The 23,976-nt window shown below is 46.3% G+C and carries 22 protein-coding genes; 18 read left to right on the top strand and 4 right to left on the bottom strand.

Annotated features, from left to right (window positions below; genetic code table 11):
• Window positions 1–39: 39 nt before the first annotated feature.
• The 3 genes from apaG to ICN21_RS05135 all read left to right on the top strand — a co-directional run bounded on the left by apaG (window position 40) and on the right by ICN21_RS05135 (window position 2,484).
• Window positions 40–414: a Co2+/Mg2+ efflux protein ApaG gene (gene apaG / locus ICN21_RS05125; RefSeq protein ID WP_215296174.1), complete on the top strand. Its 375-nt coding sequence runs from the start codon at window positions 40–42 to the stop codon at window positions 412–414.
• A gap of 137 nt (window positions 415–551) precedes the next feature.
• Entirely contained in the window at window positions 552–1,682 is a 1,131-nt protein-coding gene (locus ICN21_RS05130) for a murein transglycosylase A (protein ID WP_216177181.1), read from the top strand.
• A 25-nt stretch (window positions 1,683–1,707) separates the two neighbouring features.
• Window positions 1,708–2,484: an enoyl-CoA hydratase gene (locus ICN21_RS05135; RefSeq protein ID WP_215296176.1), complete on the top strand. Its 777-nt coding sequence runs from the start codon at window positions 1,708–1,710 to the stop codon at window positions 2,482–2,484.
• A 12-nt stretch (window positions 2,485–2,496) separates the two neighbouring features.
• Here ICN21_RS05135 and ICN21_RS05140 read toward each other — a convergent pair whose 3' ends face one another.
• The 4 genes from ICN21_RS05140 to bioA form a co-directional block, all read right to left on the bottom strand.
• Window positions 2,497–3,693 (bottom strand): M20 aminoacylase family protein, encoded by a 1,197-nt coding sequence (locus ICN21_RS05140; protein WP_216177183.1) that lies wholly within the window; start codon window positions 3,691–3,693, stop codon window positions 2,497–2,499.
• An 80-nt stretch (window positions 3,694–3,773) separates the two neighbouring features.
• Window positions 3,774–4,493, bottom strand: a complete 720-nt coding sequence (gene bioD / locus ICN21_RS05145) for a dethiobiotin synthase (protein WP_216177185.1) — start codon at window positions 4,491–4,493, stop codon at window positions 3,774–3,776.
• Entirely contained in the window at window positions 4,493–5,725 is a 1,233-nt protein-coding gene (locus ICN21_RS05150) for an 8-amino-7-oxononanoate synthase (RefSeq protein ID WP_216177187.1), read from the bottom strand. Before ICN21_RS05150 ends, bioD begins: the two co-directional genes overlap by 1 nt.
• Window positions 5,718–7,067, bottom strand: a complete 1,350-nt coding sequence (gene bioA, locus ICN21_RS05155) for an adenosylmethionine--8-amino-7-oxononanoate transaminase (protein WP_216177188.1) — start codon at window positions 7,065–7,067, stop codon at window positions 5,718–5,720. The genes ICN21_RS05150 and bioA overlap by 8 nt, the downstream gene beginning before the upstream one ends.
• 89 nt (window positions 7,068–7,156) lie before the next feature.
• Here bioA and bioB point away from each other — a divergent pair, with 89 nt between their 5' ends.
• The 15 genes from bioB to ICN21_RS05230 all read left to right on the top strand — a co-directional run bounded on the left by bioB (window position 7,157) and on the right by ICN21_RS05230 (window position 23,967).
• Window positions 7,157–8,194, top strand: a complete 1,038-nt coding sequence (gene bioB / locus ICN21_RS05160; RefSeq protein ID WP_216177189.1) for a biotin synthase BioB — start codon at window positions 7,157–7,159, stop codon at window positions 8,192–8,194.
• 10 nt (window positions 8,195–8,204) lie between these two features.
• Window positions 8,205–8,837 (top strand): 2-polyprenyl-3-methyl-6-methoxy-1,4-benzoquinone monooxygenase, encoded by a 633-nt coding sequence (gene coq7, locus ICN21_RS05165; RefSeq protein ID WP_216177190.1) that lies wholly within the window; start codon window positions 8,205–8,207, stop codon window positions 8,835–8,837.
• Window positions 8,838–9,135: 298 nt separating this feature from the next.
• Window positions 9,136–9,564, top strand: a complete 429-nt coding sequence (gene mraZ / locus ICN21_RS05170; protein ID WP_215320707.1) for a division/cell wall cluster transcriptional repressor MraZ — start codon at window positions 9,136–9,138, stop codon at window positions 9,562–9,564.
• Between the two features lie 12 nt (window positions 9,565–9,576).
• Window positions 9,577–10,527 carry a 16S rRNA (cytosine(1402)-N(4))-methyltransferase RsmH gene (gene rsmH, locus ICN21_RS05175; protein ID WP_216177191.1) on the top strand — a complete coding sequence of 317 codons (951 nt, stop codon included), beginning with the start codon at window positions 9,577–9,579 and terminating at the stop codon, window positions 10,525–10,527.
• Complete coding sequence (ftsL, locus tag ICN21_RS05180; protein ID WP_215296187.1) at window positions 10,524–10,790, top strand: cell division protein FtsL; 267 nt, start codon at window positions 10,524–10,526, stop codon at window positions 10,788–10,790. The genes rsmH and ftsL overlap by 4 nt, the downstream gene beginning before the upstream one ends.
• The gene (locus ICN21_RS05185; RefSeq protein WP_216177192.1) at window positions 10,787–12,559 is read left to right on the top strand and encodes a penicillin-binding protein 2; all 1,773 of its coding nucleotides are present in this window, start codon (window positions 10,787–10,789) and stop codon (window positions 12,557–12,559) included. Before ftsL ends, ICN21_RS05185 begins: the two co-directional genes overlap by 4 nt.
• A gap of 14 nt (window positions 12,560–12,573) precedes the next feature.
• On the top strand, window positions 12,574–14,106 hold the full coding sequence (locus ICN21_RS05190; RefSeq protein ID WP_255534218.1) for a UDP-N-acetylmuramoyl-L-alanyl-D-glutamate--2,6-diaminopimelate ligase: 1,533 nt from the start codon (window positions 12,574–12,576) through the stop codon (window positions 14,104–14,106).
• Window positions 14,103–15,545: a UDP-N-acetylmuramoyl-tripeptide--D-alanyl-D-alanine ligase gene (gene murF, locus ICN21_RS05195; protein WP_370624061.1), complete on the top strand. Its 1,443-nt coding sequence runs from the start codon at window positions 14,103–14,105 to the stop codon at window positions 15,543–15,545. Before ICN21_RS05190 ends, murF begins: the two co-directional genes overlap by 4 nt.
• Window positions 15,536–16,705: a phospho-N-acetylmuramoyl-pentapeptide-transferase gene (gene mraY / locus ICN21_RS05200; protein WP_215319530.1), complete on the top strand. Its 1,170-nt coding sequence runs from the start codon at window positions 15,536–15,538 to the stop codon at window positions 16,703–16,705. The genes murF and mraY overlap by 10 nt, the downstream gene beginning before the upstream one ends.
• 14 nt (window positions 16,706–16,719) lie before the next feature.
• Window positions 16,720–18,342 carry a UDP-N-acetylmuramoyl-L-alanine--D-glutamate ligase gene (gene murD, locus ICN21_RS05205; RefSeq protein WP_216177194.1) on the top strand — a complete coding sequence of 541 codons (1,623 nt, stop codon included), beginning with the start codon at window positions 16,720–16,722 and terminating at the stop codon, window positions 18,340–18,342.
• Window positions 18,339–19,610, top strand: a complete 1,272-nt coding sequence (ftsW, locus tag ICN21_RS05210) for a putative lipid II flippase FtsW (protein ID WP_216126262.1) — start codon at window positions 18,339–18,341, stop codon at window positions 19,608–19,610. The genes murD and ftsW overlap by 4 nt, the downstream gene beginning before the upstream one ends.
• Window positions 19,607–20,680: an undecaprenyldiphospho-muramoylpentapeptide beta-N-acetylglucosaminyltransferase gene (murG, locus tag ICN21_RS05215; RefSeq protein WP_370624050.1), complete on the top strand. Its 1,074-nt coding sequence runs from the start codon at window positions 19,607–19,609 to the stop codon at window positions 20,678–20,680. The genes ftsW and murG overlap by 4 nt, the downstream gene beginning before the upstream one ends.
• Complete coding sequence (gene murC / locus ICN21_RS05220) at window positions 20,677–22,113, top strand: UDP-N-acetylmuramate--L-alanine ligase (protein WP_216177196.1); 1,437 nt, start codon at window positions 20,677–20,679, stop codon at window positions 22,111–22,113. Before murG ends, murC begins: the two co-directional genes overlap by 4 nt.
• A complete protein-coding gene (locus ICN21_RS05225) occupies window positions 22,106–23,113 on the top strand; it encodes a D-alanine--D-alanine ligase (RefSeq protein WP_216177198.1) in 1,008 nt (335 codons plus the stop codon). The genes murC and ICN21_RS05225 overlap by 8 nt, the downstream gene beginning before the upstream one ends.
• Window positions 23,110–23,967, top strand: coding sequence for a cell division protein FtsQ/DivIB (locus ICN21_RS05230; protein WP_216177200.1), 858 nt, complete (start codon window positions 23,110–23,112; stop codon window positions 23,965–23,967). Before ICN21_RS05225 ends, ICN21_RS05230 begins: the two co-directional genes overlap by 4 nt.
• Window positions 23,968–23,976: the final 9 nt, after the last annotated feature.

The raw sequence follows: 23,976 nt of genomic DNA on the forward strand, positions 1-23,976 counted from the left end.
TAGCTTGCAGTTGGCCTTGGGATGGAGCAGAATTCGAGCATGAATCCCCATGAAATCAGCATTACGGTTAAGACCCAGTACCTTCCAGACCAATCTGACCCAGATAATCGCCAATTTGCCTTTGCCTATACGGTCATCATCCGCAATACGGGATCAGCCAGTATTCAGTTGATTGCCCGCCATTGGTTCATTACAGACGGGGACAACGACGTCCAAGAGGTGCGCGGTCTTGGGGTTGTTGGTCAGCAACCTCTATTGCGCTCCGGTGAGCATTTTGAGTACACCAGTTGGGCTACCCTGCCAACGCCCGCCGGAACGATGCGGGGCGAGTATTTTTGCGTAACCGAGGATGCGCAGTTTTTTCAGGCGCCCATCCCAGAATTTGCACTGGTAATGCCCCGCACCCTCCACTAAGCAAGGAACCTTATTTTCTGGAGGCTTACTTTTTGCCTTTGCCAGTCCAAAGGACGATGAATAATAAAAGTCCTAAGGCAATAGCACCCTCAAGGACAAACAGTAGCATTGGGTATTCATCGAGTAAATTGGCAATCATGATTTCTAAAGTTAAATTGTTCCAGACAAGTGTATTCGCTATTGTTCTTGCCAGCTTGCTGGTTGCTTGTTCAACGCCTCCTACTCGAAGTACCGGATATCGATCCAGTGGGTCGGGTGTTGCACCATCCACCTATAGCTCATCCATTGCTAGTTTTAGCCCCGTCTCTTGGCAAGCCTTACCGGGTTGGCAGGAAGATGATATGGCGCTGGCATGGCCAGCTTGGCTCAAGAGCTGCGAGGCCTTGCGCAGACGTAGTGGCGAAATCAACTGGCGCCAAGTCTGTAATCAAACTAACGGTGTCTCGAGCAGCGATGGCCAAGCGATTCGTCGCTATTTTGAAAATTATTTTCAGGCTTATGAAATTCGCAATAGCTTTGGAAGCGAGACAGGCTTGATCACAGGTTATTACGAGCCAGTCATGAATGGTTCGCAAACGAGAACCGGTATGTATAGCGTGCCGCTCTATGCCTACCCCAATGCTTGGAAAAAATCTAAGCCAAATCCAGGACCATCGCGAGCAGAGTTAATGAGCTCAGGAATGCTGAAGGGATCTGAAATTGCATGGGTGCAAGATCCTGTTGCGGCTGCGTTTATGCAAATACAAGGCTCTGGAAAAATTCGCCTTGAGGATGGTCGCGTTCTGCGTTTAGGTTACGCGGGTACTAATGACCAACCCTTTAAATCTTTTGCACAATGGTTGCTTGATCGCAAAGAAATTACACGCAGCGAGGCAACGATGCAGGGAATTTTGCAATGGACCAAGCGTAATCCAGAGCGTGTGAATGAAATGCTCAACGCTAATCCTCGGTTTGTCTTTTTCAAAGAGCTGCCAGGCAATGTAGAGGCTGATTTGGGCCCCAATGGTGCGCTAGGAGTACCTTTAACGAGTGAGCGGAGTGTTGCGATCGATCTTCAGGCAATGCCTTTAGGCGCGCCTGTATTCTTGGCCACCACCAAACCCTTAAGTAGCCAGCCCCTGCAAAAGCTGGTAATGGCGCAGGATACTGGCAAGGCAATTGTGGGCGGCGTCAGAGCTGATTACTATTGGGGATCGGGTGAGGCTGCCGGAGAAATGGCGGGGCGCATGAAACAAAATGGCAAGATGTGGTTATTGTTGCCGCGTTAATGAATGTCACATTAGAAAGAAAACTATGAGCTACAAAACTATTTTGACTGAGGTAGATGGCAAGGTTGCCACCATTACTTTGAATCGTCCTGAGGTACTCAATGCACTCAACGATCAACTAATGGATGAGCTTGGCGCTGCATTATTGAGTTTTGACGCGGATGACAATATTGCTTGCATCATCGTTACAGGCAGTGAAAAAGCATTTGCTGCTGGCGCTGATATTGCATCAATGGCAAAGCGTAACTTGCAAGATGTCTATCGTCACAATTTTATTTCGCGCAACTGGGAGCATATGCAAAAAGTTCGCAAGCCTGTGATTGCTGCGGTATCAGGCTATGCGCTAGGCGGTGGTTGTGAACTGGCCATGATGTGCGACACCATCATGGCGGCCGATAACGCTAAGTTTGCTCAGCCAGAAATTAAATTAGGCATCATCCCAGGCGCTGGTGGTACACAACGTTTGCCACGTGCGATATCTAAAGCGAAGGCGATGGATCTTGCGTTGACAGGTCGCATGATGGATGCAGCAGAAGCTGAACGTTCAGGCTTGGTATCCCGCGTCTTTCCCAAAGCGGATTTATTAAAAGAGGTGAAAGCAATTGCTAAAGACATTGCTGATATGCCTTTATTGACCACAATGATGGTGAAAGAGGCAGTGAATACCGCTTACGAAACTACACTGTCACAAGGCATTCATTTTGAACGCCGTTTGTTCCATACCTGCTTCGGAACAAATGATCAAAAAGAAGGCATGGCAGCATTTATTGAAAAACGCCCTGCCAAATTTACGAATTCTTAATGATTCAATTGCTTAATTTTTTTCTAGGTAGCGTTGAGCTAGTTTGACCCAATAGCTCACACCTACTGGTATCAAAGCGTCATTGAAGTCATATGAAGGATTATGAAGATGGCACGGTCCCATGCCATGTCCTACTGAGCGATGATCACCATCGCCATTGCCTAAAAAAACGTAGCAACCAGGCTTATCTAGCAACATAAAAGCAAAATCCTCTGCACCCATGGTTGGGTCAATCGAGGTATTTACATTTTGCTTGCCAACTAACTCGCTCATCACCTCGCTGGCAAATACGACTTCCTTTTCATGATTGATTAATGGCGGATAGTTTCTTGAGAACTGAATTTCCGCCTGACAATCAAATGCAGCTGCGACCTGATGGGTGATTTCTCGCAAGCGTTGCTCAATTAAATCTAAGACCTCAAGCGTAAAGGTGCGGACAGTACCGCCAATGAACGCACTATCTGGAATGACATTGCTGGTCTCGCCTGCATGAAATTGTGTGACTGAAAGCACGGCTGCGTCTACAGGTCGTTTATTACGGGTAATGATGCTCTGTAGGGCCAGCACTACTTGTGCACCCGTAAGCACGGGATCAGCGCTGTTGTGCGGCAAGGCGGCATGACCACCTTTGCCAGTGATAGTAATTTCAAAAGCATTACTCGATGCCATCATTGGGCCAGCAGTCACGCCAAAATGACCTTCAGCCAAACCGGGCCAATTGTGCAATCCAAATACAGCATCACACGGAAACTGCTCAAACAAGCCATCTTTGATCATTTCGCGAGCACCGGCACCACCCTCTTCGGCCGGCTGAAAAATAAAAATCACCGCACCTTTAAAGTCGCGATGATTCGATAAATATTGTGCTGCGCCCAAGAGCATGGCAGTGTGACCATCATGACCGCAGGCATGCATCTTTCCAGGATTACGAGAGGTGTGCGCGAAGTTGTTGTGTTCCTGGAGTGGGAGTGCATCCATGTCTGCACGCAAACCAATCATCTTACCTGCGCCTAAATCTCCATCTAGTCGTCCAACCACCCCGGTTTTGCCCATGCCACGAAAGACAGTAATGCCCCAGCTTGATAAAGCTTCTGCAACAAGATCAGCTGTGCGGTTTTCTTCGAAACGCAATTCAGGATGAGCATGAATATTGCGACGAATATCTTGGATTGCTTCTGTGGATGCGACGATTTCAGGAAGTAAATGCATGCCTTTATCTTATCTGAAAGTGGCTCTAGGCGCACCCTAGCTGGGCTTAATGGGGCGATTACAGATAGCTATGAATGTATTTATGCATTGGGTAGTTGAATGTGCTGTGCAGCAAATTCGAGCGCTTCTACAGAGTAGGGGCTGTTATCAGGCTTTTGAATTGCAGCGGGCAATTGAGGGATCAGCCCTAAAAAAGGAGCATCTATCTTAGATTGCAGCGATTCGATATTTTCAGTGAGTAAATGCATTTTTTGAGAAAGGGTATTCGCAACCCAGCCAGCAATTTTTAAGTGGCGCACCTTGATTGCTTCTATGGTGAGTAAAGCATGATTCATGCAGCCTAATTGCATGCCTACAACCAGAATGACCGGTAAATTGATTCGCTCTGTGAAGTTTCCCAAATCTTCATGATCATTTAGTGGGGTTAAAAAGCCACCAGCCCCCTCCACCACTACACAGTTGCTTTGCTTCTGAATCTCACTGTAAGCTTTCATCATTATGTCAAGCTCAAGCTGAATATTTTTAGATTTGGCAACTAAGTGGGGTGCTGCTGGAGTATCTAAAACATAAGGACATAGAGTTAGTTGACCTGGGGCTAAATTCGAAGCGATACGTAAAGTCTCTACATCTTCATTGAGCCATTGACCTTCATTGCTTTGATAGGTACCAGCAACCACAGGCTTAAAGCCAAGAACATGTTTACCTTGCTTACGCAATTTGAGAATCAAGGCGCCGCTGACTAGCGTTTTGCCAACTTCAGTATCCGTGCCGGTAATAAAGAACCCAGGATGTTGATTCATCAAAGACTCTTTTCAATCACTTGTTGTTCGATTGACTGTAGTGTGTTGATCAGGGCGCGCAGATCATCTTCGCTATGGTTTGCAGAAAACGTAATACGCAAGCGTGCACTGCCTACGGGAACGGTGGGAGGCCTAATTGCCGGAATCCAATAGCCTGCATCATCCAATAACTGAGCCGCTAATAAAGCATTGGCATTGCTACCAAGAATTAGTGGCTGAATAGGTGTGCTTGAAGAAATCTTTTTCCATGCTGAGAAATGCATTTCTTTTTGCCAGATATCAATCAGTTTATCTAAGTGAGTGCGACGTTGTTTGCCTTCGTCTGTTTCAATGATCTCTAGGCTTTTGAGAAGTGCATGGGCAATCGCAGGGGGCGTAGCTGTGCTGTAGATATATGGACGACCCTTTTGAATCAGCCACTCGATAAAAGAGTCTTGTGCGCAGATAAAAGCACCACTGACGCCAGCAGCCTTGCCTAGTGTGCCGATATAGATGATGCGATCCGAGCAAATATTCTTTTGCTCCAAAATACCATGACCCTGTTTACCTAGCACTCCAAATCCATGAGCATCATCTACCATCAAGAGGGCATCGTATTGCTCAGCAATAGCTAGCAGTTCTTTGATAGGCGCGAGATCACCATCCATACTGAACACGCCATCAGTCACAATCAATTTAAAAGGCCTGGCATCCTTTTTGATTGTTTCAATTAAAGAGTCTAGTTGTGTGTGATCAAACAGCGTCACTACAGCGTTGGTTTGTGCGCTCGCTAAGCGAACACCATCAATCAAAGATGCATGATTGAGTTTTGCTGAATAAATACTGGCATTACCCGGAGAAGCAAGCCTTACCAAGCCAGTAATAGCCGTGAGGTTTGCAAGATAGCCGGTACTAAAAAATAATGTACGCGGCTTAGGAATGTGGTGGCTCTGAAATGCAGCCAGTCTTTTTTCTAGTAGCTCATGGGCAATGCTATGGCCACTGATGAGGTGGGAGGCACCACTTCCTACGCCGTATTTTTGAGCGCCCTCAGACCATGCATTGGCAATCTCAGGGTGGTTTGCAAGACCAAGATAGTCATTACTACAAAAGGCTTTCAGTTCTCGTTCTTCTATCAATACTTTGGAATCACAAGGGGATGAAGTAATACGCAGCTTGCGCTTAAGTAATTGCAGATCTAAATCTGCAATTTGCTCTTCTGCTAATTTGAGCGCATTAAAAGATTTAGACATTTACAGCCTGATTGAGTGCACGTTGTACTGACTGACCCATTTGCTCAGTTTCTTGTGCAGACAAAATATAGGGAGGCATTACATAAACGGTATTACCAATTGGTCTTATCAAAATACCTTCATTCAAACTCTTTGCAAACATCTCGCGAGGAAAAGCATTGGCATTTGTGAGCTTAGAAGCTTTGACATCAAACGCCAAGATCATCCCTTGTTGGCGCCAATGCTCAATGCGGGCATCTGATTTAGCCCAAGCAAATGCATTGGCTAAATCTTGTGAGCGAATCATATTTTTTTCAAGAACTTGTTCTGTTTCAAAGAGCTCGAGACTGGCCAGCGCTGCTGCGCAAGCCAGTGGGTTACCGGTGTAAGAATGCGAATGTAAGAATCCATGCTTGGTTTGATCGTTGTAAAAGGCTCGATAAATTTTATCGGTAGTCATGCAAAGCGAGAGGGGTAAATACCCTCCGCTAATTCCTTTGGAGAGCGTTAAAAAGTCAGGCCAAATTCCAGCATGTTCGCAGGCAAAGAACTTTCCGCTGCGACCGCATCCTACCGCGATCTCGTCCGCAATTAGGTGGACTTGATAGCGTTCACATAAATCTTTAATGAGTCGTAGATATTCGGGGGAATACATCGCCATTTGGCCAGCACATTGCACGAGCGGTTCAATAATGATTGCGGCAATCTGTTCATGCTCTTTTGCAAATAATTGCTCGAGCTCATTCGCTGCCTGTCTTGCAACATCCTCTGCGCTTTCACCATTTTTTGCTTTACGCACATCGGGTGAGCTTACTGTGTAGACATCCTGCAAAAGCGATCCGTAAGCCTCTCGGAAAATCGCAACATCGGTAACCGCAAGTGCACCAAGCGTTTCTCCGTGATAGCCATTTTCAAGACAAACAAACTTTTTCTTTTGTGGTTTGCCATTGAGTTGCCAAAAGTGGTGACTCATCTTTAATGCAATCTCCACTGCGGAAGCGCCATCAGATGCGTAGAAGACGTGACCTAAATTCCCTTTGGTCAGTATTGCTAGTTTTTCAGACAACTCTATTACTGGAGGATGTGTGAAGCCGGCAAGCATGACATGCTCAATCTTTTCTAGTTGTCTAGTGATGGCTTGATTGATGTGAGGGTTCGAGTGTCCAAAGAGATTGGTCCACCATGAGCTGATGCAATCGAGTAGGGCATTTCCATGCTCGTCATAAAGCCAGGCCCCTTTGCCTTTAGTGATCGCCACCAGCGGAAAAGATTCATGATGCTTCATCTGGGTGCAGGGGTGCCAAACAGCAGCTAGGCTGCGATCTACTAAGCTAGTTTGATTTAAATCAGAAATAACCTTCATGTTTGATATTTGACCACTAGTTTTTCCTAATTCAGGCTTGTATCTGTTATGTTTATGCCTTGGATTGACCTATTTTTTGGAATTTACCGATGCAGTACGCTCAAACCGTAGAAAAACCCCTGACCCAAGTCAAATCGAAGGCTGATTTGCGAAAAGAGCTTGATGTATCTGGTAAGTGGTCGGTTGCTCAGGTTGAGGCCCTATTTGCCTTGTCTTTCAATGAGTTGATGCTTAAGGCCCAAGAGACCCATAAAGCTTATTTCCCTGAGGGTGATGTGGAGTTAGCCACTTTGCTGTCGATTAAGACTGGTGGCTGCCCAGAGGATTGTGCATATTGCCCCCAAGCTGCTCGCTATGACACTGATGTGAAGGCTGAAAAGCTTATGGGCCTAGAGGAGGTTTTAGAGGCGGCTAAGGCGGCTAAGGCGGCTGGTTCGAACCGTTTCTGTATGGGCGCTGCTTGGCGCGAACCCAAAGATCGTGACATTGAAAAAGTGACCGCCATGATTAAGGGGGTTAAGGCTTTGGGTCTTGAGACTTGCGCCACCTTAGGCATGTTGGAGGCTGAGCAAGCCCAGGCCCTGTCAGATGCGGGCTTAGATTTTTATAACCACAATCTTGATACGAGTGAAGATTTTTATCGCTCCGTGATTTCTACCCGCGACTATCAAGATCGCTTAGATACGATTTCTCATGTTCGTTCAGCAGGCATGTCCGTTTGTTGTGGCGGCATTGTGGGGATGGGCGAATCCCGTGAACAGCGTGCCGCATTTTTGACCCGTTTAGCTAACTTGAGCCCTTATCCCGAGTCAGTGCCAATCAATCATTTAGTGCCAGTTGCAGGTACACCATTGGCGGATCAAAAGCCTCTAGACCCCCTTGAATTTGTCAGAACAATTGCAGTTGCCCGCATCACGATGCCTCAGGCACGCGTGCGTTTATCTGCTGGTCGACAAGAGCTTGGCAGGGCTGTTCAGGCTATGTGTTTCTTGGCCGGCGCCAATTCCATTTTCTATGGTGAGCAACTACTCACTACCGCTAATCCTGAGGCTGAGCAAGACCTTGCGCTCTTGGCTGAGCTGGGCCTCAAGACCAAGCAAAGCTGTAAAGCCGAGGTTTTAGTTTAAGTTTATGGCCATGACCTCGCCCATTGATAAGCTGATTATTGAGTTTGATACCGCCTTGCGATCTGTCTTTGGTGGGGCAAATGCTGGGCGACCAACACCAGGGTCAGCAGTGACTCCAAGCCATTCTTTGGATGCAGCGGAACGTAAACATGCTGCAGGTCTCATGCGCGTCAATCACGTTGGCGAGGTGTGCGCGCAGGCGCTCTATCAATCACAAAAATTAGTTGCCAGAAATCCGCAAATTCAAGAGATGTTCAATCATTCCGCTCAAGAAGAAATGGATCACTTAGCATGGTGCGAAACTCGCCTGCAAGAGCTTGGCTCGCATACCAGTTATCTCAATCCATTATGGTACGCAGGATCCTTTGCAATCGGCTTGGCAGCTGGCTTAGCGGGTGATCAATGGAGTCTAGGTTTTGTGGTTGAAACAGAAAAGCAAGTTGAAAATCATCTTCAGAGTCATCTTGAAAAATTACCACCAGAAGATCACCGCTCACGCGCGATTGTTGATCAAATGCGGATCGATGAAATTGAGCACGGACAAGCTGCCTTGCATGCTGGCGGAGTAAGCTTGCCTGAGCCAGTTCATAAAATGATGCAGGCCGCATCTAAAGTGATGACTACAACCGCTTACAAAATTTAAGTTGCCTGATAGTGGTACTGAAGAGTTTGAAAATAATTTTTTTTGATTTATTTTTTACAGATACTGTTTATAAAAACAGTATCTTTATCCATTATCCAGCTCTATAGCTAAGATGTATTCTTAAGTATATTTTCCAAGCCATTGTTTCAAGTAGCTATTTTATTATCACCATTTTATGAACATACGACGCTAAGTGTTTGTAAACACTAGAGAAATTCCCAAAAAATAGCCAAAAACACTTGACCCCCCTATTGCAATCCTCTAAAGTGGGAGGAAGTGTGAAAAAGTGGGGTAAATGGTGTTTCAAGGTGCGTCAGCTCTCAATTTAGATGCAAAAGGTCGGATGTCGATTCCGGCAAAGCATCGTGACGCCCTAATGGTGCAGGGTGACGGCCGTGTCACGCTCACAAAACACCCCGATGGCTGCCTTCTTTTGTTTCCAAGACCAGAGTGGGAGAGCTTCAGAGCTAGGGTTGCGCAACTGCCCATGGACGCTCATTGGTGGCGCAGAATTTTTCTTGGCAATGCTGCTGAGATTGATCTTGATAGCGCAGGTCGTGTTTTGGTCAGTCCAGAATTACGTGCTGCCGCAGGAATCGAAAAAGAAGTGATCTTGCTCGGTATGGGCAGTCACTTGGAATTGTGGGACGCAGCTACATACGCCGCAAAAGAACAGGCTGCGATTGCGCAAGGTATGCCTGAAGCGCTCAAGCAATTTAATTTTTGATGACAGGGTGCTATGAACATAACTCATCGCCCAGTGTTACTGGCCGAGGCGGTGACGGCGCTAGTCAATGGTCCGCTCATTCAGAATCAAAGCGCAACCCAAAACATGCTAGTCATCGATGGAACGTTTGGGCGCGGCGGTCATACACAAGCACTGCTCAAGCAATTACCAGCCTCAGCTCGCATGATTTCATTCGACAAGGATTTGGATGCGATTGCCGTAGCACAACAAATCAACGATCCACGCTTAACGATCGTGCACGACAGTTTTGCGCAGATGGATCAGTACGCAGCACCAGAATCAGTCGATGGAATTTTGTTAGATCTGGGGATCAGTTCGCCGCAAGTGGACGAAGCGCACCGGGGATTTTCTTTTCGGCGCGAAGGTCCACTCGATATGCGGATGAACACCAATCAAGGTTTGACGGCTGCAGAGTGGTTAGAGCAAGCACCGCAGGAGGAAATCACGCACGTGATTAAGACTTACGGGGAAGAGCGTTTTGCATTTCAAATCGCAAAGGCGATTGTGGCTAAGCGAGAAGAGGGCCTGTCGCCGCAAACGACTACGCAATTAGCAAGTCTCGTTGCAGGTGTAGTGCGTACCCGCGAGGCTGGACAAGATCCTGCCACTAGAACTTTTCAGGCCTTGCGTATCTTTATCAATCGTGAGCTGGAAGATTTGGAGTTAGGCCTAAAGGCGGCCCTGAAATTATTGAGGCCAGGCGCAAGGCTTGCAGTGATTAGTTTTCACTCATTAGAAGATCGGATTGTTAAACAATTTTTACAGGCTCATGCAAAAGTAGAAATACCTCGTGGGTTACCGGTGCGTGAAAAAGATTTACCCCAAAGTATGATTGAGATTATTGGACGCATAAAGCCCAGTGATGAAGAGGTTGCGGAAAATCCGCGCGCTCGCTCAGCCATTATGCGAGTAGCAGAAAAGCGATTTGGGGCATTCGCATGAATCGCGCAACCTTGACCTTATTAGCTTTGTTATTGCTTTGCGCACTATCTTTGGTCGCTGCGCAGCAACGTGCTCGTCAATTATTTATCGCCCAAGAACGTGCTCAAATTGAAGAGCGTAAGTTGAATCAAGAGTGGTTGCGTTTGGAATACGAGCAGCGCAATCTTTCAAAATCCGCGCGTATACGAAGCGTAGCGCGTAATCAATTGCATATGGCACCGATTTCTCCTGAACGTACTTTGTACATCAAGGAGGCCCCATGAGAACGGTTGGATTTTCAACGACGCCAAACTTAGTATTGCGTCTGCCTATGTGGCGGTCGCGCTTGATGCTATTTCTTTTGTTTTTTGTCTTCATGTTGCTGTTGCTGCGCGCGTTCTGGATTCAAGGTCCGGGTAATGCCTTTTATGAGGCAAAGGGCGTGAGAGGTACACAGCGTGAGTTAGAGTTGCCAGCTAGTCGCGGAAAGATCTTGGATCGCAATGGGCAGGTGATTGCAACTAGCCTTGAAGCAAAATCGGTGATTGCATACAACGATACTGTGCCAGATGACTTAGCTGCGGATAAGGTAAAAAAACTGGCTGGCTTATTGCAAATTAGCGAAGCTGAATTGCGTAAAAAGCTAAAAGACGATCGCAAGCAAGTCTTCTTAAAGCGTCAAGTCGATCCAGAGATTGCGCTACAGATTAAGCAACTAGAAATTCCAGGCATTGGTCTGAATAATGAATATCGACGCTTTTATCCTGAAGGCGAGGCAATGGCTCACGTTGTGGGATTTACTAACGTTGAGGATAAGGGTCAAGAAGGAATGGAGCTCTCTAGAGAAAGAGAGCTTGCAGCTCATCCCGGTCAAAGACGTGTAGTAATCGATCGCCTAGGACGTGTAGTAGAGGACATCGCTATTGAGCAGTTGCCGCAGAATGGTAAAGATTTGCAATTATCGATCGATAGCAAAATTCAATATCTTGCTTATAACGCGGTAAAGAGTGCAGTAGAGCAACATCATGCAAAAGCGGGTGGTGCCGTTGTTCTAGATACGCAGACCGGTGAAATCCTGGCTTTGGCAAATTACCCAAGCTACAACCCAAATGACCGCCGGAATTTAAGTGGCGAGCAACTGCGTAATCGGGTGCTGACAGATACTTTTGAGCCTGGCTCAACAATGAAACCTTTGACGATTTCCATTGCTCTAGAAAAGGGAGTAGTTAAACCAAATACCAATATGGTGATTGGTGCAAAGTATTTAGTTGGACCTAAGCCAATTACAGATTCACACCCTTTTGCTAACTTAACTGTTTCCCAAGTAATTCAGAAGTCAAGCAATATTGGCACTGCAAAGATCGCATTGAATAATCTCTCCGCAGAAGAGATGTGGGATTTTTATACATCAGTAGGTTTAGGACAAGCGCCAAAAATTGGTTTCCCAGGCGCCGTTGCTGGCACAGTGCATCCCTTTAAAAAATGGGTGCCCACTGATCAGGCACGTATCGCTTTTGGATACGGCATTTCTGCTTCACTCTTTCAAGTTGCGCGTGCATATACGATATTTGCGCGCGATGGTGAGTTGATTCCACTAACCATCGAGCGTAGTCCGGGCGTGAAAAATGGTACGCAAGTGCTTTCAGCAAAAACTGCCATTGAAATGCGGGAAATGATGGAAACGGTAACTGAGACTGGCGGCACAGCTGTCAAGGCGCAGACTGAAGGTTATCGGGTTGGCGGTAAGACAGGCACAGCGCATAAGCTTGTTGGCAAGGGGTACGGAAATTCTTATCGTGCTTACTTTGCTGGACTTGCCCCTATTAGCGCACCGAGGATTGTTGTGGCGGTCATGATTGATGAGCCTACTGGTGGTAGCCACTACGGTGGAGATGTGGCAGCCCCTGTTTTTTCTACGATTGTTGGTGAAACATTGAGGGCTTTAAATGTTGCGCCTGATACGAGACCAAATTTAATGGCATTAGATGATAAGAGCTCTACAGAGGTTCGTACTGCTAATGTACAGATACAGCATGTGGTTCTGAAAAGATGACGGTGGCATTGAATATGAAACCCAATCATTTGATTGACCACTTGCACACCCTAGCAAATTCTTCAGCAAAGGTGAGCGCGGATAGTCGTCAGATTGAATCTGGCGATATCTTCTTTGCATACCCTGTTGGCCACGGAAACGCCTTGCGTGATGGGCGCCAATTTATCGATGCTGCTTTACAAAAAGGCGCAGCAGTAGTCGTATTTGACTCTGTTGGCGCTGATGCTGATTATTTAGATCATCCCCAATGTATTGCGATTGAAAATCTTGCAGAGAAAGTAGGTAAGTTTTGCGCCCAATGGTATGGCGAGCCAAGCAAGCAATTACAAGTGATCGGGGTTACGGGTACTAACGGTAAGACCAGTATTACTCAGTGGTTAGCTAACGCATTGGATCAACCGAATCACCGTACAGCAGTACTGGGCACCTTGGGAACGGGTTTTCCAGGTTCGCTGGAGAAGACTGGATACACAACCCCAGACGCGCCAAAGCTACAGACTCAGTTAAAGCAGTTATTAGATGCTGGTGCTAAACAAGTGGCAATGGAAGTGTCATCTCATGCATTGCAACAGGAGCGCGTTGCAGGAACTACATTTCATTGCGCAGTATTTACCAACTTAAGCCAAGATCATCTCGACTACCACGGAAGTATGGCTAACTATGCTGAGGCGAAAGCAAAGTTATTTAGTCAGCCTGGTTTAGAGCATGCCGTCGTAAATTTAGATGATCCTTTTGGTCGTGAGCTGGCGATGAATCTGTTGGCTAGGGATGAACTGAGAGTTTGGGCTTACGCTTTAAATCTATCAGCTTTCAAGGGCTTTGAAAAATTTGGTGACCGTCTACAATGTATTTATGCAGTAGATAGTGTCTTAAATGGCTTTGGATATGATTCTGTTTTCACATACGAAGGTGTGGGTAAAAATTCTCTCCATATTCCTCTGCTTGGCGAGTTTAATTTAAGCAATGCGCTGGCAGTGTGGACAACGCTATTGACGCAGGGCCTCACTCGGGATGAAGCAAGTAAATGTGTCGGTCAATTGCAGCCAGTCATCGGCCGCATGGAGCTCATCTCATTAGGTAAGAGTCAAAAGTCTGAAGGTCCTTTGGCAGTTGTGGATTACGCACATACGCCGGATGCTTTGCAGAAGACTTTGCAGGCATTGCTCCCAATTGCCCAGCAACGCGGTGGCAAGTTATGGTGTGTATTTGGTTGCGGTGGTGATCGCGATAGTGGCAAACGTTCTCAAATGGGTACCGTTGTTGCTAACATTGCCGATCAAATCATCATTACCAGTGATAATCCGCGCTCTGAAGATCCTGAGGCGATTATGGAGATGATTCGTCAAGGAATTCACTCGTCTAGTGCAAATGTGCAGGCGATTGCAGATCGTGCAGTAGCAATCATGGCCGCTATTCGACATGCAGATATAAAAGATGTGGTGCTGGTTGCCGGCAAAGGTCATGAGACTTCGCAAGAGATTAAAGGCAAGCGTTTTGATTTTTCTGATCAAGAGCATATTCGTCTGGCTGCCGGAGGTCTAGTCTGATGATGACGACATTGGCCCAAGTACACACTATGTTGCCCGGAAGTAGATTGCTGAATGTTTCTGATGAGGCTGCAAGAGTTATTGCGCTATCGAGGGTTGGCACAGATAGCCGTCAAATTGATGCTGGTGAGCTATTTATTGCTTTGTCAGGCAAGCGGTTTGATGCCCATGATTTTTTAGTAGATGTTGCAAAGTCTGGTGCTGGAGCAGCACTAGTGAGCAGCGCAGAGAAGTGCCCAGGAAATTTACCGGCAGTTTGTGTTGCGGATACACGCATTAGTTTGGGTGATTTAGCCAAAGCTTGGCGCGCAAATCATGAGATTCCATTAGCTTTGGTTACCGGTAGCAATGGTAAGACTACAGTTAAGGAGATGATTGCCTCTATATTTAAAGTGGCAGCCGGCGAGACTCATACCTTAGTCACGAAAGGTAATCTCAATAATGAGATTGGCTTGCCCTTGACCTTGTTGAAGCTGCGTTCGACAGATCGCCTTGCAGTAGTGGAGTTGGGTATGAATCATCCCGGCGAAACGGCACAACTAGCGGCGATTGCTCAAGCGAATATTGCCCTCATTAATAATGCCCAACGCGAGCATCAAGAATTTATGGCAACAGTTGCTGCGGTTGCTGAGGAGCATGCCGATGTGATCCGCGCTTTACCTAAAGATGGTATTGCTGTGTTTCCCGCAGACTCCGAGTTCACTTCGGTATGGCGTGTAGCTGCGGGCGTAAGAAAGGTGATTGATTTCGCTGTGTTGTCTGCTCAAGCAGATACGAATGCTTCAGTAAGGGGTCGTTTATTAAACAATGGTCTCGTAGAGGTGATTACCGATATGGGATCAGTTGAAATTCAGCTGAATACTCTTGGTAGCCACAATGTACGTAATGCTTTGGCTGCAAGTGCTGTAGCTTTAGCTGCTGGACTTAGTCTTGAAAAAATCAAGCAAGGCCTGGAGGCTTTTGCGCCCGTGAATGGCCGCATGCAGCCTAAAAAGATTCATCCAAATTACACATTGATTGATGATAGCTACAACGCTAATCCAGATTCAGTGCGGGCTGCCATTGATGCGTTGAAGCAGTCTGGAAATATTGCTTGGTTGATTCTGGGTGATATGGGAGAGGTTGGTCATCAGGGTCCTGAGTTTCATCGTGAAGTAGGTGCTTATGCGGCTGAGCAGGGAGTTACTCAGTTATTTGCTCTTGGTGAGCAATGCCAGTTTGCGATTCAAGGTTTTGATGGCGTCGTAAAAACCAATCCAGCATCAAAAGCCATACATTTTTCCAATATAGATAGTTTGATTGCTCAATTAAGAGATGCATTGCATGCACAGAACGCAGGTAGTAATCAGCATCTCAATATTTTGGTTAAGGGTTCCCGTTTTATGCGCATGGAACGTGTAGTACAAGCCTTGTTAGAGGAGGCTAAGACATGTTCATAATTTTGGCGCAATGGTTACAAGAGGATTTCGGCTTTTTCCGAGTAATTAATTACATCACCTTTAGAGCGGTAATGGCGACCGTTACTGCATTGTTAATTGGCTTGGCTGCAGGTCCCTGGGTGATTCGGAAGTTAACTGCATTGAAGATGGGGCAGGCCGTCCGTACGGATGGTCCAGAAACCCATTTAGTGAAATCTGGAACGCCAACGATGGGTGGCGTATTAATTCTCATTGGTATTTTTGTCTCTTGCATGCTCTGGGCTGATCTCAGTAATCGCTTTATATGGATTGTGATGATCGTGACTTTTGGTTTTGGGGCTGTGGGCTGGGTGGATGACTATCGCAAGGTCGCACGCAAAGATCCTAAGGGCATGGCATCAAGAGAAAAGTTTTTCTGGCAAACCTTGATTGGTTTGTTTGCAGCGATTTACCTAGCGTTCTCAGTGTCTGAGGTGAATAACCTCAAGGTATTGCAATTGTTTTATGAGTGGCTCAAAAGTGGCTTTGCTTTAGATCTCCCAGCCAAAACGAATTTGCTAATACCTTTTATGAAAGAAGTGAGTTATCCCTTGGGCATGATGGGCTTCATCATCTTAAGTTATCTCGTCATTGTCGGCAGTAGTAATGCCGTCAATTTGACTGATGGCCTTGATGGCTTAGTAATCATGCCAGTGATTTTGGTAGGCGCTGCATTGGGTGCTTTTGCCTATGTGATGGGTAATGCTATCTATGCCAAATATCTATTGTTTCCGTATATCCCAGGTGCTGGTGAGTTATTGATCTTTTGTGGCGCTATGGGCGGAGCAGGTCTAGCTTTCCTTTGGTACAACGCGCATCCAGCGCAAGTATTTATGGGTGATGTGGGTGCCTTAGCTCTCGGTGGCGCGCTTGGAACAATTGCAGTGATTGTGCGTCAAGAAATTGTTCTCTTTGTAATGGGCGGCATTTTTGTGGCTGAAACGCTTTCAGTGATGTTGCAAGTCTTTTGGTTCAAGCTGACTAAAAAACATTTTGGTGAGGGTCGTCGTATCTTCCGGATGGCGCCTTTACATCACCATTTTGAATTAGGCGGTTGGAAAGAAACACAAGTGGTGGTTCGTTTTTGGATTATCACGATCCTCTTGGTATTAATTGGTTTATCAAGTTTGAAATTACGGTGAACCACAGAGTAAATATGCTGACTATAGAAAATACTTTCGCTAATCCCACTGCCGTAGCTGATACTAGCTACGTAGCCCCACATCGCTTTTTGATTTTGGGTCTCGGCGAGTCTGGCGTTGCCATGGCAAAGTGGTGCTTGCGTAATGGTGCAGTAGTGCACTTAGTTGATACACGCGATCGTTCCCAGTTATCTGAGCGTCAGCTAGCATGGCTTGCCGAGCTTGAGTTGGCAGGATTACAGGCCTCTCAGTTTGGTCCTCTCAGTGATGAACTGCTGACGGATATTGATGTGATTGGTATTAGCCCCGGACTTTCGCCCTTACAAGAGCCAACAGAATCATTCTTGGTCAAAGCACGTAAAGCAAGAGTAGATGTTTGGAGTGAAATTGAATTTTTTGCCCGCGCAATCGCTGCTATATCGCGCATGGCAGTAGATAAGCAATCTAGTTATATAGCTTCAGTGTTGGCTATTACAGGTACCAATGGCAAAACAACTACGACGGCATTAACCGGTCAGCTCTGTGAGCGCGCTGGTAAGAGAGTAGCGGTTGCTGGCAATATCAGTCCTGCAGCACTTGATAAGCTCATGACATGTTTGAATGGTGCTGATCAGATTGAGGATTTGCCAGACGTTTGGGTATTGGAGCTTTCAAGCTTCCAATTGGTTTACACCTATTCTTTAAATGCTACTGCGGCAACCGTTCTGAATATCACCCAAGATCATTTAGATTGGCACGGGGATATGGGCGCCTATGCAGAGGCTAAAGCCAAAATATTTGGCTCTGACACGATATGTATCTTGAATCGCGATGACCCAGCAGTGATGGGTTTGTTGACTGATGAGCAAAAAGTAGAAAAAGCGCTTGTCACTTTTGGTTCGAATCGCCCTGACGAACAAGGTGCATTTGGCATTGAGCACGATTTGCGCGCTGGTGGCATTGATTGGTTGGTATGGGCTGAGGTCGATGAAGATCTTGATCCCAAACCGAAGCGTCGTCGCAAGTCTGCTGCGATTCAAGAGGATGAGCCATTGCGTTTGAGGCGTTTGATTCCTGCAGATGCATTGCGCATTCGGGGTCGTCATAATGCTTTGAATGCGCTTGCTGCTCTAGCATTAGCACGCGCAGCTAATTTGCCGATGAATGTATTGCTCCATGGTTTGCGCGATTACCATGGCGAGCCGCACCGTGTACAAAGTATCGCAATTGTGAATGATGTTGAGTATGTGGATGATAGTAAGGGTACTAACGTTGGCGCTACAGTCGCCGCTTTAAATGGTTTGGGTAGCAACGAAGCTGGTAAGAGAATTTGGCTCATTGCAGGGGGTGATGGCAAGGGTCAAGACTTTAGTCCATTGCGCGAGCCCGCATTACGTTTTGTTAAGGGCGTTTTCTTAATTGGGAAAGATGGTGAAAAGATTGCCCAAGCAATCGGTGGCGATGTCTCTTTTACCAATAGTGGTAATTTAGCAGGGGCCGTGCAAGCGGCTGCAGCAAAGGCGGTCTCTGGTGATTTGGTTTTACTATCGCCAGCATGTGCGAGCCTCGATCAGTTCCGAGACTATAAGGAGCGGGCACAGGTATTTGCATCAGAGGTTGAAGAATTGGGAATGCGTTTTGAAGGGGTTCAGGTATGAACTTTAGAGAAAAGCTATCTCCTGAAAACCGTCTTGGCTTAGATCGCTTTTGGAATTTTTCTAGGGGCGGTATTGATAATTTCCGAACTGGCTTAAGAGACGCAGTCTCTGGCGTAGAGCAAACTCGTTCACGCATGATGGAATATGACCAATTATTGGTGTGGGCAGTGTTATCGCTCATGCTGATTGGTTTAGTCATGGTTTATTCGGCATCGATTACTTTGGCTGATGGTCCTAAATATGCCAACTACAGTAGTAACTATTTTTTGATTCGCCATTTGATCTCGTTAGCTATCGCTGTTGTTATTGGCATTACAGTTTTTAAGATACCGACCAAGGTTTGGGATCGCTATTCACCGGTCATTTTTGGTTTTACCGTTCTATTACTGATTTTGGTTTTGATTCCTGGCATTGGTAAGGGGGTGAATGGTGCAAGGCGCTGGATATCCTTAGGCGTGATGAATTTCCAGCCATCTGAATTAATGAAATTTGCTGCGGTGATCTTTGCAGCAAGTTATACGGTGCAGCGACAAGAGTATCTACATTCTTTTTCTAAAGGAATGCTGCCAATGGGTATTGCAGTTGCGCTGGTTGGTGGACTCTTAATGAAAGAGCCAGATATGGGCGCCTTTGTAGTGGTTGCCATTATTGCATTCGGTATTTTATTTTTAGGTGGCATCAACGCAAAATTATTTGGGGGTTTGATTCTGGTCGGCTTGATGAGTGGTGCAGCCATGATTGCGCTCTCACCATTCCGGCGTGGTCGTATGTTGGCATTTATGGATCCATGGCAAGTGGATAACGCTGCTAATAAAGGCTATCAATTGACGCATTCGCTGATGGCTTTTGGTCGAGGTGAATGGTTTGGTACTGGTCTAGGCGGAAGTGTGGAAAAACTTCACTATCTTCCGGAAGCGCATACCGACTTCATCATGGCGGTGATTGGTGAAGAACTCGGCTTTGTCGGTGTTGTCGTGATGATTTTCTTGTTCTACTGGATTGTGCGTAGAGCCTTCATCATTGGCCGAACTGCTTTGCAATTAGATCGAAGCTTTGCAGGCTTAGCAGCAAAAGGAGTGGCCATCTGGATTGGTTGGCAGGCATTTATCAATATGGGTGTGAACTTGGGTTTACTCCCCACAAAAGGCTTAACTCTGCCATTAGTGAGTTATGGCGGATCTGGAATTTTGATGAATGCAGTGGCGATTGCGATGCTATTGCGAATTGATTACGAGAATCGCATTCTGATGCGCGGAGGGAAGCTGTGACTAAACCCTCAATATTAGTCATGGCTGGCGGTACTGGTGGGCATATCTTCCCAGGACTTGCCGTGGCTGAATATTTGCGGATATGTGGTTGGAATGTGTCGTGGTTGGGTAATCAAAGTGGCATGGAGTATCGGCTCGTGAAGTCTTGTGATTTTCCGTTTGAAGCAGTTGAGTTTGGCGGTTTGCGTGGTAAGGGCTTGAGGGCCAAGCTCATGTTGCCGATCAATTTGATACGAGCATGCTTTCAGAGCTGGAAGATCATACGCCGTTTAAAACCAAGCGTTGTTTTGGGGATGGGTGGATACATTACTTTCCCAGGTGGCTTGGTGACAAAAATCTTGAAGCGCCCATTGGTGCTACATGAATCAAACTCTGTAGCGGGAAGCGCTAATCGTGCGCTGACAAAAATTGCCATGCGTACCTTAACAGGCTTTCCTAACACCATGGAAAAAGCAGAGTGGGTTGGTAATCCTATTCGTGAAGAATTTGACCATATACAAAAACCAGATCTACGTTATCAGCAACGCCAAGGCCCTTTATCTATTTTAGTTGTTGGCGGTAGTTTGGGGGCAGCAGCGCTAAATGAAAATATTCCAGCTGCTTTAGCGTTGATTCCAAAAGATGCTCGACCAACAGTGATCCACCAGGCGGGAGATAAGCATTTAGTCGATTTACAAAAACGTTATGCGGAGTGTGGCGTTGAGGCTGATATTCGTCCGTTCATTGACGATATGCCAACTGCGTACGCGCAGGCGGATTTAGTGATTTGTCGATCTGGTGCAATGACAGTTTCAGAGTTGGCAGCATGCGGTGTAGCTTCTTGCTTGATTCCCTTCCCCTATGCGATTGATGATCATCAAACCGCTAATGCTAAATTTTTATCAGATGCTAATGCAGCAGTCCTGTTACCTCAGCAATATCTCAATCCTCAGGATTTGGCTTTGATGATTCAAAACTTCAATCGTGGTGATCTTCAAGAAATGGCCTTGCGTGCTCATGCATTGGCTAAGCCACATGCAACTCAGCGCGTAGCTGAAGTGTGTGCTGATTGTGCGGGGGTGGGCGTATGAAACATATCGTTCAACAAATTCATTTCATTGGTATTGGCGGCGCAGGTATGAGCGGTATCGCCGAAGTACTTTTGAATTTAGGCTATCAAGTCTCGGGCTCTGATTTGGCCGAGAGCGTTACAACAAAGCGCTTAAAAGACTTGGGCGCGGTGATTCATATTGGGCATGACCCAAAAAATGTAGGTACTGCAGAAGCGGTGGTTATTTCTACGGCAGTAGCTGGGAATAATCCTGAGGTATTGGCTGCACGCGCAGCGAAAATTCCTGTGATCCAGCGTGCTGTGATGTTAGGTGAGTTAATGCGTTTGAAGCAAGGTATTGCGATTGCTGGCACGCATGGCAAGACAACGACAACAAGTTTAGTAGCCTCTGTACTGGCTGAGGGCGGCCTGGATCCAACCTTTGTGATTGGTGGCAAGCTGAATTCTGCTGGTGCCAATGCCCGTTTAGGCCAGGGTGATTTCATTGTCGTTGAAGCAGATGAATCCGATGCTTCGTTCTTGCAACTATTCCCCGCAATGGAAGTAGTGACCAATATTGATGCTGATCATATGGACACCTATCAGCACGATATGGCGAGATTGAAACAAGCTTTCGTGCAATTTATCCAGCGGATGCCTTTTTATGGCGTAGCTGTTTTATGTATTGATGATGCAAATGTACGCGACATCATTCCTTTTGTTTCGCAGCCTGTATTACGCTATGGCCTCTCAGAAGATGCAGACATTCGTGCAAGCAATATTCGTGCTGATGGCACCAGCATGCACTTTACGGTTGAGCGTCGTACTGTTCGGCGTCATGGCAACAAACCTGGACCACTCAATGTGACGCTGAATTTGCCTGGCTTGCATAACGTGCGAAATGCGCTTGCGGCAATTGGTATTGCTACTGAATTGGGTGTTGGCGATGAAGCGATCACAAAAGCACTATCTGAATTTGGTGGTGTTGGTCGACGTTTCCAGCGTTATGGCGAGCTTCCACTTGCCTCTGGAGGTAGTTTTACTTTGATCGATGACTATGGTCATCACCCGGTAGAGATGGCTGCTACTTTAGCCGCAGCACGTGGCGCATTTCCAGGTCGTCGCTTAGTTCTCGCATTCCAGCCACATCGCTTTACAAGAACACGGGATTGTTTTGGTGAATTTGTACAAGTAATTCGAAATTTTGATGCTTTGGTATTAACTGAGGTTTATCCCGCTGGAGAGGCGAAGATTCCAGGCGCAGATGGTAAGAGTTTGATGAAAGCTGCTTTAGCTGAAGAGAAAAATTCGAAAGCACCACTCAATTTTTCCGCAGTGGTATTTGCATCCAATGTTGCTGAGATGCCAGAAAAATTAAGTCAAGTTTTAAAAGATGGGGATGTATTAATTACGATGGGCGCGGGTTCAATTTCTGCTTTGCCTCACACCTTGTCGGAGGCAAAAAATGTCTGAGCATATTCTCAGCGCATGGGGTGGCCGTGTTAAATCAAGGCTAGCAAGCTTAGATGTGAAGTCTCTCGGTCGAGTAGGAGTTTTGCTTGGCGGGCGCTCTGGTGAGCGTGAAATTTCTTTGTTGTCTGGCAATGGTGTGCTGCAAGCCCTTCTATCTAAGGGAGTTGACGCCCATGGCTTTGATCCAGGATTGCGTAATCCGACAGAATTAGTTTCTGAGAAATTTGATCGTATTTTTATTTCCTTGCATGGTCGATATGGTGAGGATGGAACTATTCAAGGCTTGCTAGATCTACTTGATTTACCTTATACCGGTAGTGGTGTCTTGGCATCAGCCTTAGCAATTGACAAGATTGTCACTAAGCAAGTGTGGATTAGTAATGGGCTCGCTACTCCTGAATTTGAAGAGTTAACTGCCAACAGTGACTGGAATGCAGTAGTGAAGCATCTTGGTTTGCCTTTGATTGTGAAGCCTGCTCATGAAGGATCTTCACTCGGTTTAACCAAAGTGCAATCCGTCGATGAATTACCGGCTGCTTATCAATTGGCTGCAGGACTGGACAAGAAGGTTATTGCAGAAACATGCATCATTGGTGATGAGTTGACTTGCCCCTTAGTTGGTCAGGGTAGCAATGCCGAAGCTTTGCCAGTAATCAAAATTATTCCGCCGCAAGCCAATTACGATTTCCATAACAAATATTTTTCAGATGAAACGCAGTATCTATGCCCCACTGGACTTGCTTCAGAGGTAAACGAGCGAGTTCAAGCACTGGCTTTGGCTGCCTATAAAGCACTCAGTTGCCGTACCTGGGGTCGCGCCGATGTGATGTTAGATCAAAAAACCGGTAAACCTTATTTGCTTGAGATGAACACCTCTCCGGGCATGACTTCCCATTCTTTGGTGCCAATGGCTGCAAAAGCTGCCGGCATTGAGTATGCAGATTTAGTTCTTTGGTTACTCAGTCAAACCTTAGAACAAAAAGAAGGTGCCCTTGCATGAGTAATTTCATGGACCGGTTCGGTGAAATTTTCGGCATGTTGATGTCACCACTCTGGAATCATCCAGATCGGATGCAAAAGCTCAGTCGTTTCTTAATGAGTTGCTTCGTATTAATGATGGTGCTAGGGGCCTTGGTGTGGCTTAGTCAGCGCCCCGTATTTGCGCTAAAGCAAATTCAGATTGAACCAGTTGCTGGTCAAACACTAAAACACATCAATAAAGCTATTGTGAAGCGGCAGGTTTATGAAACTGTGCAGGGAAACTTCTTTAGTGTGCGTCTTGAGGAAGTAAAGCGCGGCTTTGAAAGTATGCCGTGGGTACGACATGCCAATGTGCGCCGAGTTTGGCCTAACGGCCTGATTGTGAGTATTGAAGAACAGAAACCATTTGGTACATGGGGCGGTTCCGATAGTCATGTGCTGATTAACAATCACGGAGAAATTTTTGCTGGTCGCGTTTCTGAGATTAGTGATGACATTCGATTGGTCGATTTCTATGGTCCGGATGATGCGAGTAAGGAAGTGATGAGTCTTTATGAGCGATCCAATAACTGGTTTAAACCTTGGGGTGCTGAGGTTGTCGGTCTTGCCTTGACTGAGCGCTATGCCTGGCATATCAAGCTATCCAACGGCATGAGAGTCGAATTTGGGCGTGACGAAGAGAATTCAGACAAAACATTAACGGAAGAGCGTATTGCGCGTCTTTTTAAGTATTGGCCACAAGTGCAAGAAAAGTGGGCTAATCGAATTGATGCCGTGGATTTACGTTATCCCAATGGTTTTGCAGTTCATCTGGCGTCTGCAAGTGTGAAAAAGAATGATGTTGATGGCAAGAAAAGCGAGTTGAAGCAATGAAGGAATGGG

The organism is Polynucleobacter sp. AP-Feld-500C-C5 (assembly GCF_018882265.1).
Lineage (GTDB): Bacteria > Pseudomonadota > Gammaproteobacteria > Burkholderiales > Burkholderiaceae > Polynucleobacter.

Bases quoted from the DNA above. Each gene is read 5' to 3' on its own strand.
- apaG (WP_215296174.1), top strand. From the start codon at position 40: ATGAATCCCCATGAAATCAGCATTACGGTTAAGACCCAGTACCTTCCA.
- ICN21_RS05130 (WP_216177181.1), top strand. From the start codon at position 552: ATGATTTCTAAAGTTAAATTGTTCCAGACAAGTGTATTCGCTATTGTT.
- ICN21_RS05135 (WP_215296176.1), top strand. From the start codon at position 1,708: ATGAGCTACAAAACTATTTTGACTGAGGTAGATGGCAAGGTTGCCACC.
- ICN21_RS05140 (WP_216177183.1), bottom strand. From the start codon at position 3,693: ATGCATTTACTTCCTGAAATCGTCGCATCCACAGAAGCAATCCAAGAT.
- bioD (WP_216177185.1), bottom strand. From the start codon at position 4,493: ATGAATCAACATCCTGGGTTCTTTATTACCGGCACGGATACTGAAGTT.
- ICN21_RS05150 (WP_216177187.1), bottom strand. From the start codon at position 5,725: ATGTCTAAATCTTTTAATGCGCTCAAATTAGCAGAAGAGCAAATTGCA.
- bioA (WP_216177188.1), bottom strand. From the start codon at position 7,067: ATGAAGGTTATTTCTGATTTAAATCAAACTAGCTTAGTAGATCGCAGC.
- bioB (WP_216177189.1), top strand. From the start codon at position 7,157: ATGCAGTACGCTCAAACCGTAGAAAAACCCCTGACCCAAGTCAAATCG.
- coq7 (WP_216177190.1), top strand. From the start codon at position 8,205: ATGACCTCGCCCATTGATAAGCTGATTATTGAGTTTGATACCGCCTTG.
- rsmH (WP_216177191.1), top strand. From the start codon at position 9,577: ATGAACATAACTCATCGCCCAGTGTTACTGGCCGAGGCGGTGACGGCG.
- ftsL (WP_215296187.1), top strand. From the start codon at position 10,524: ATGAATCGCGCAACCTTGACCTTATTAGCTTTGTTATTGCTTTGCGCA.
- ICN21_RS05185 (WP_216177192.1), top strand. From the start codon at position 10,787: ATGAGAACGGTTGGATTTTCAACGACGCCAAACTTAGTATTGCGTCTG.
- ICN21_RS05190 (WP_255534218.1), top strand. From the start codon at position 12,574: ATGAAACCCAATCATTTGATTGACCACTTGCACACCCTAGCAAATTCT.
- mraY (WP_215319530.1), top strand. From the start codon at position 15,536: ATGTTCATAATTTTGGCGCAATGGTTACAAGAGGATTTCGGCTTTTTC.
- murD (WP_216177194.1), top strand. From the start codon at position 16,720: ATGCTGACTATAGAAAATACTTTCGCTAATCCCACTGCCGTAGCTGAT.
- ftsW (WP_216126262.1), top strand. From the start codon at position 18,339: ATGAACTTTAGAGAAAAGCTATCTCCTGAAAACCGTCTTGGCTTAGAT.
- murC (WP_216177196.1), top strand. From the start codon at position 20,677: ATGAAACATATCGTTCAACAAATTCATTTCATTGGTATTGGCGGCGCA.
- ICN21_RS05225 (WP_216177198.1), top strand. From the start codon at position 22,106: ATGTCTGAGCATATTCTCAGCGCATGGGGTGGCCGTGTTAAATCAAGG.
- ICN21_RS05230 (WP_216177200.1), top strand. From the start codon at position 23,110: ATGAGTAATTTCATGGACCGGTTCGGTGAAATTTTCGGCATGTTGATG.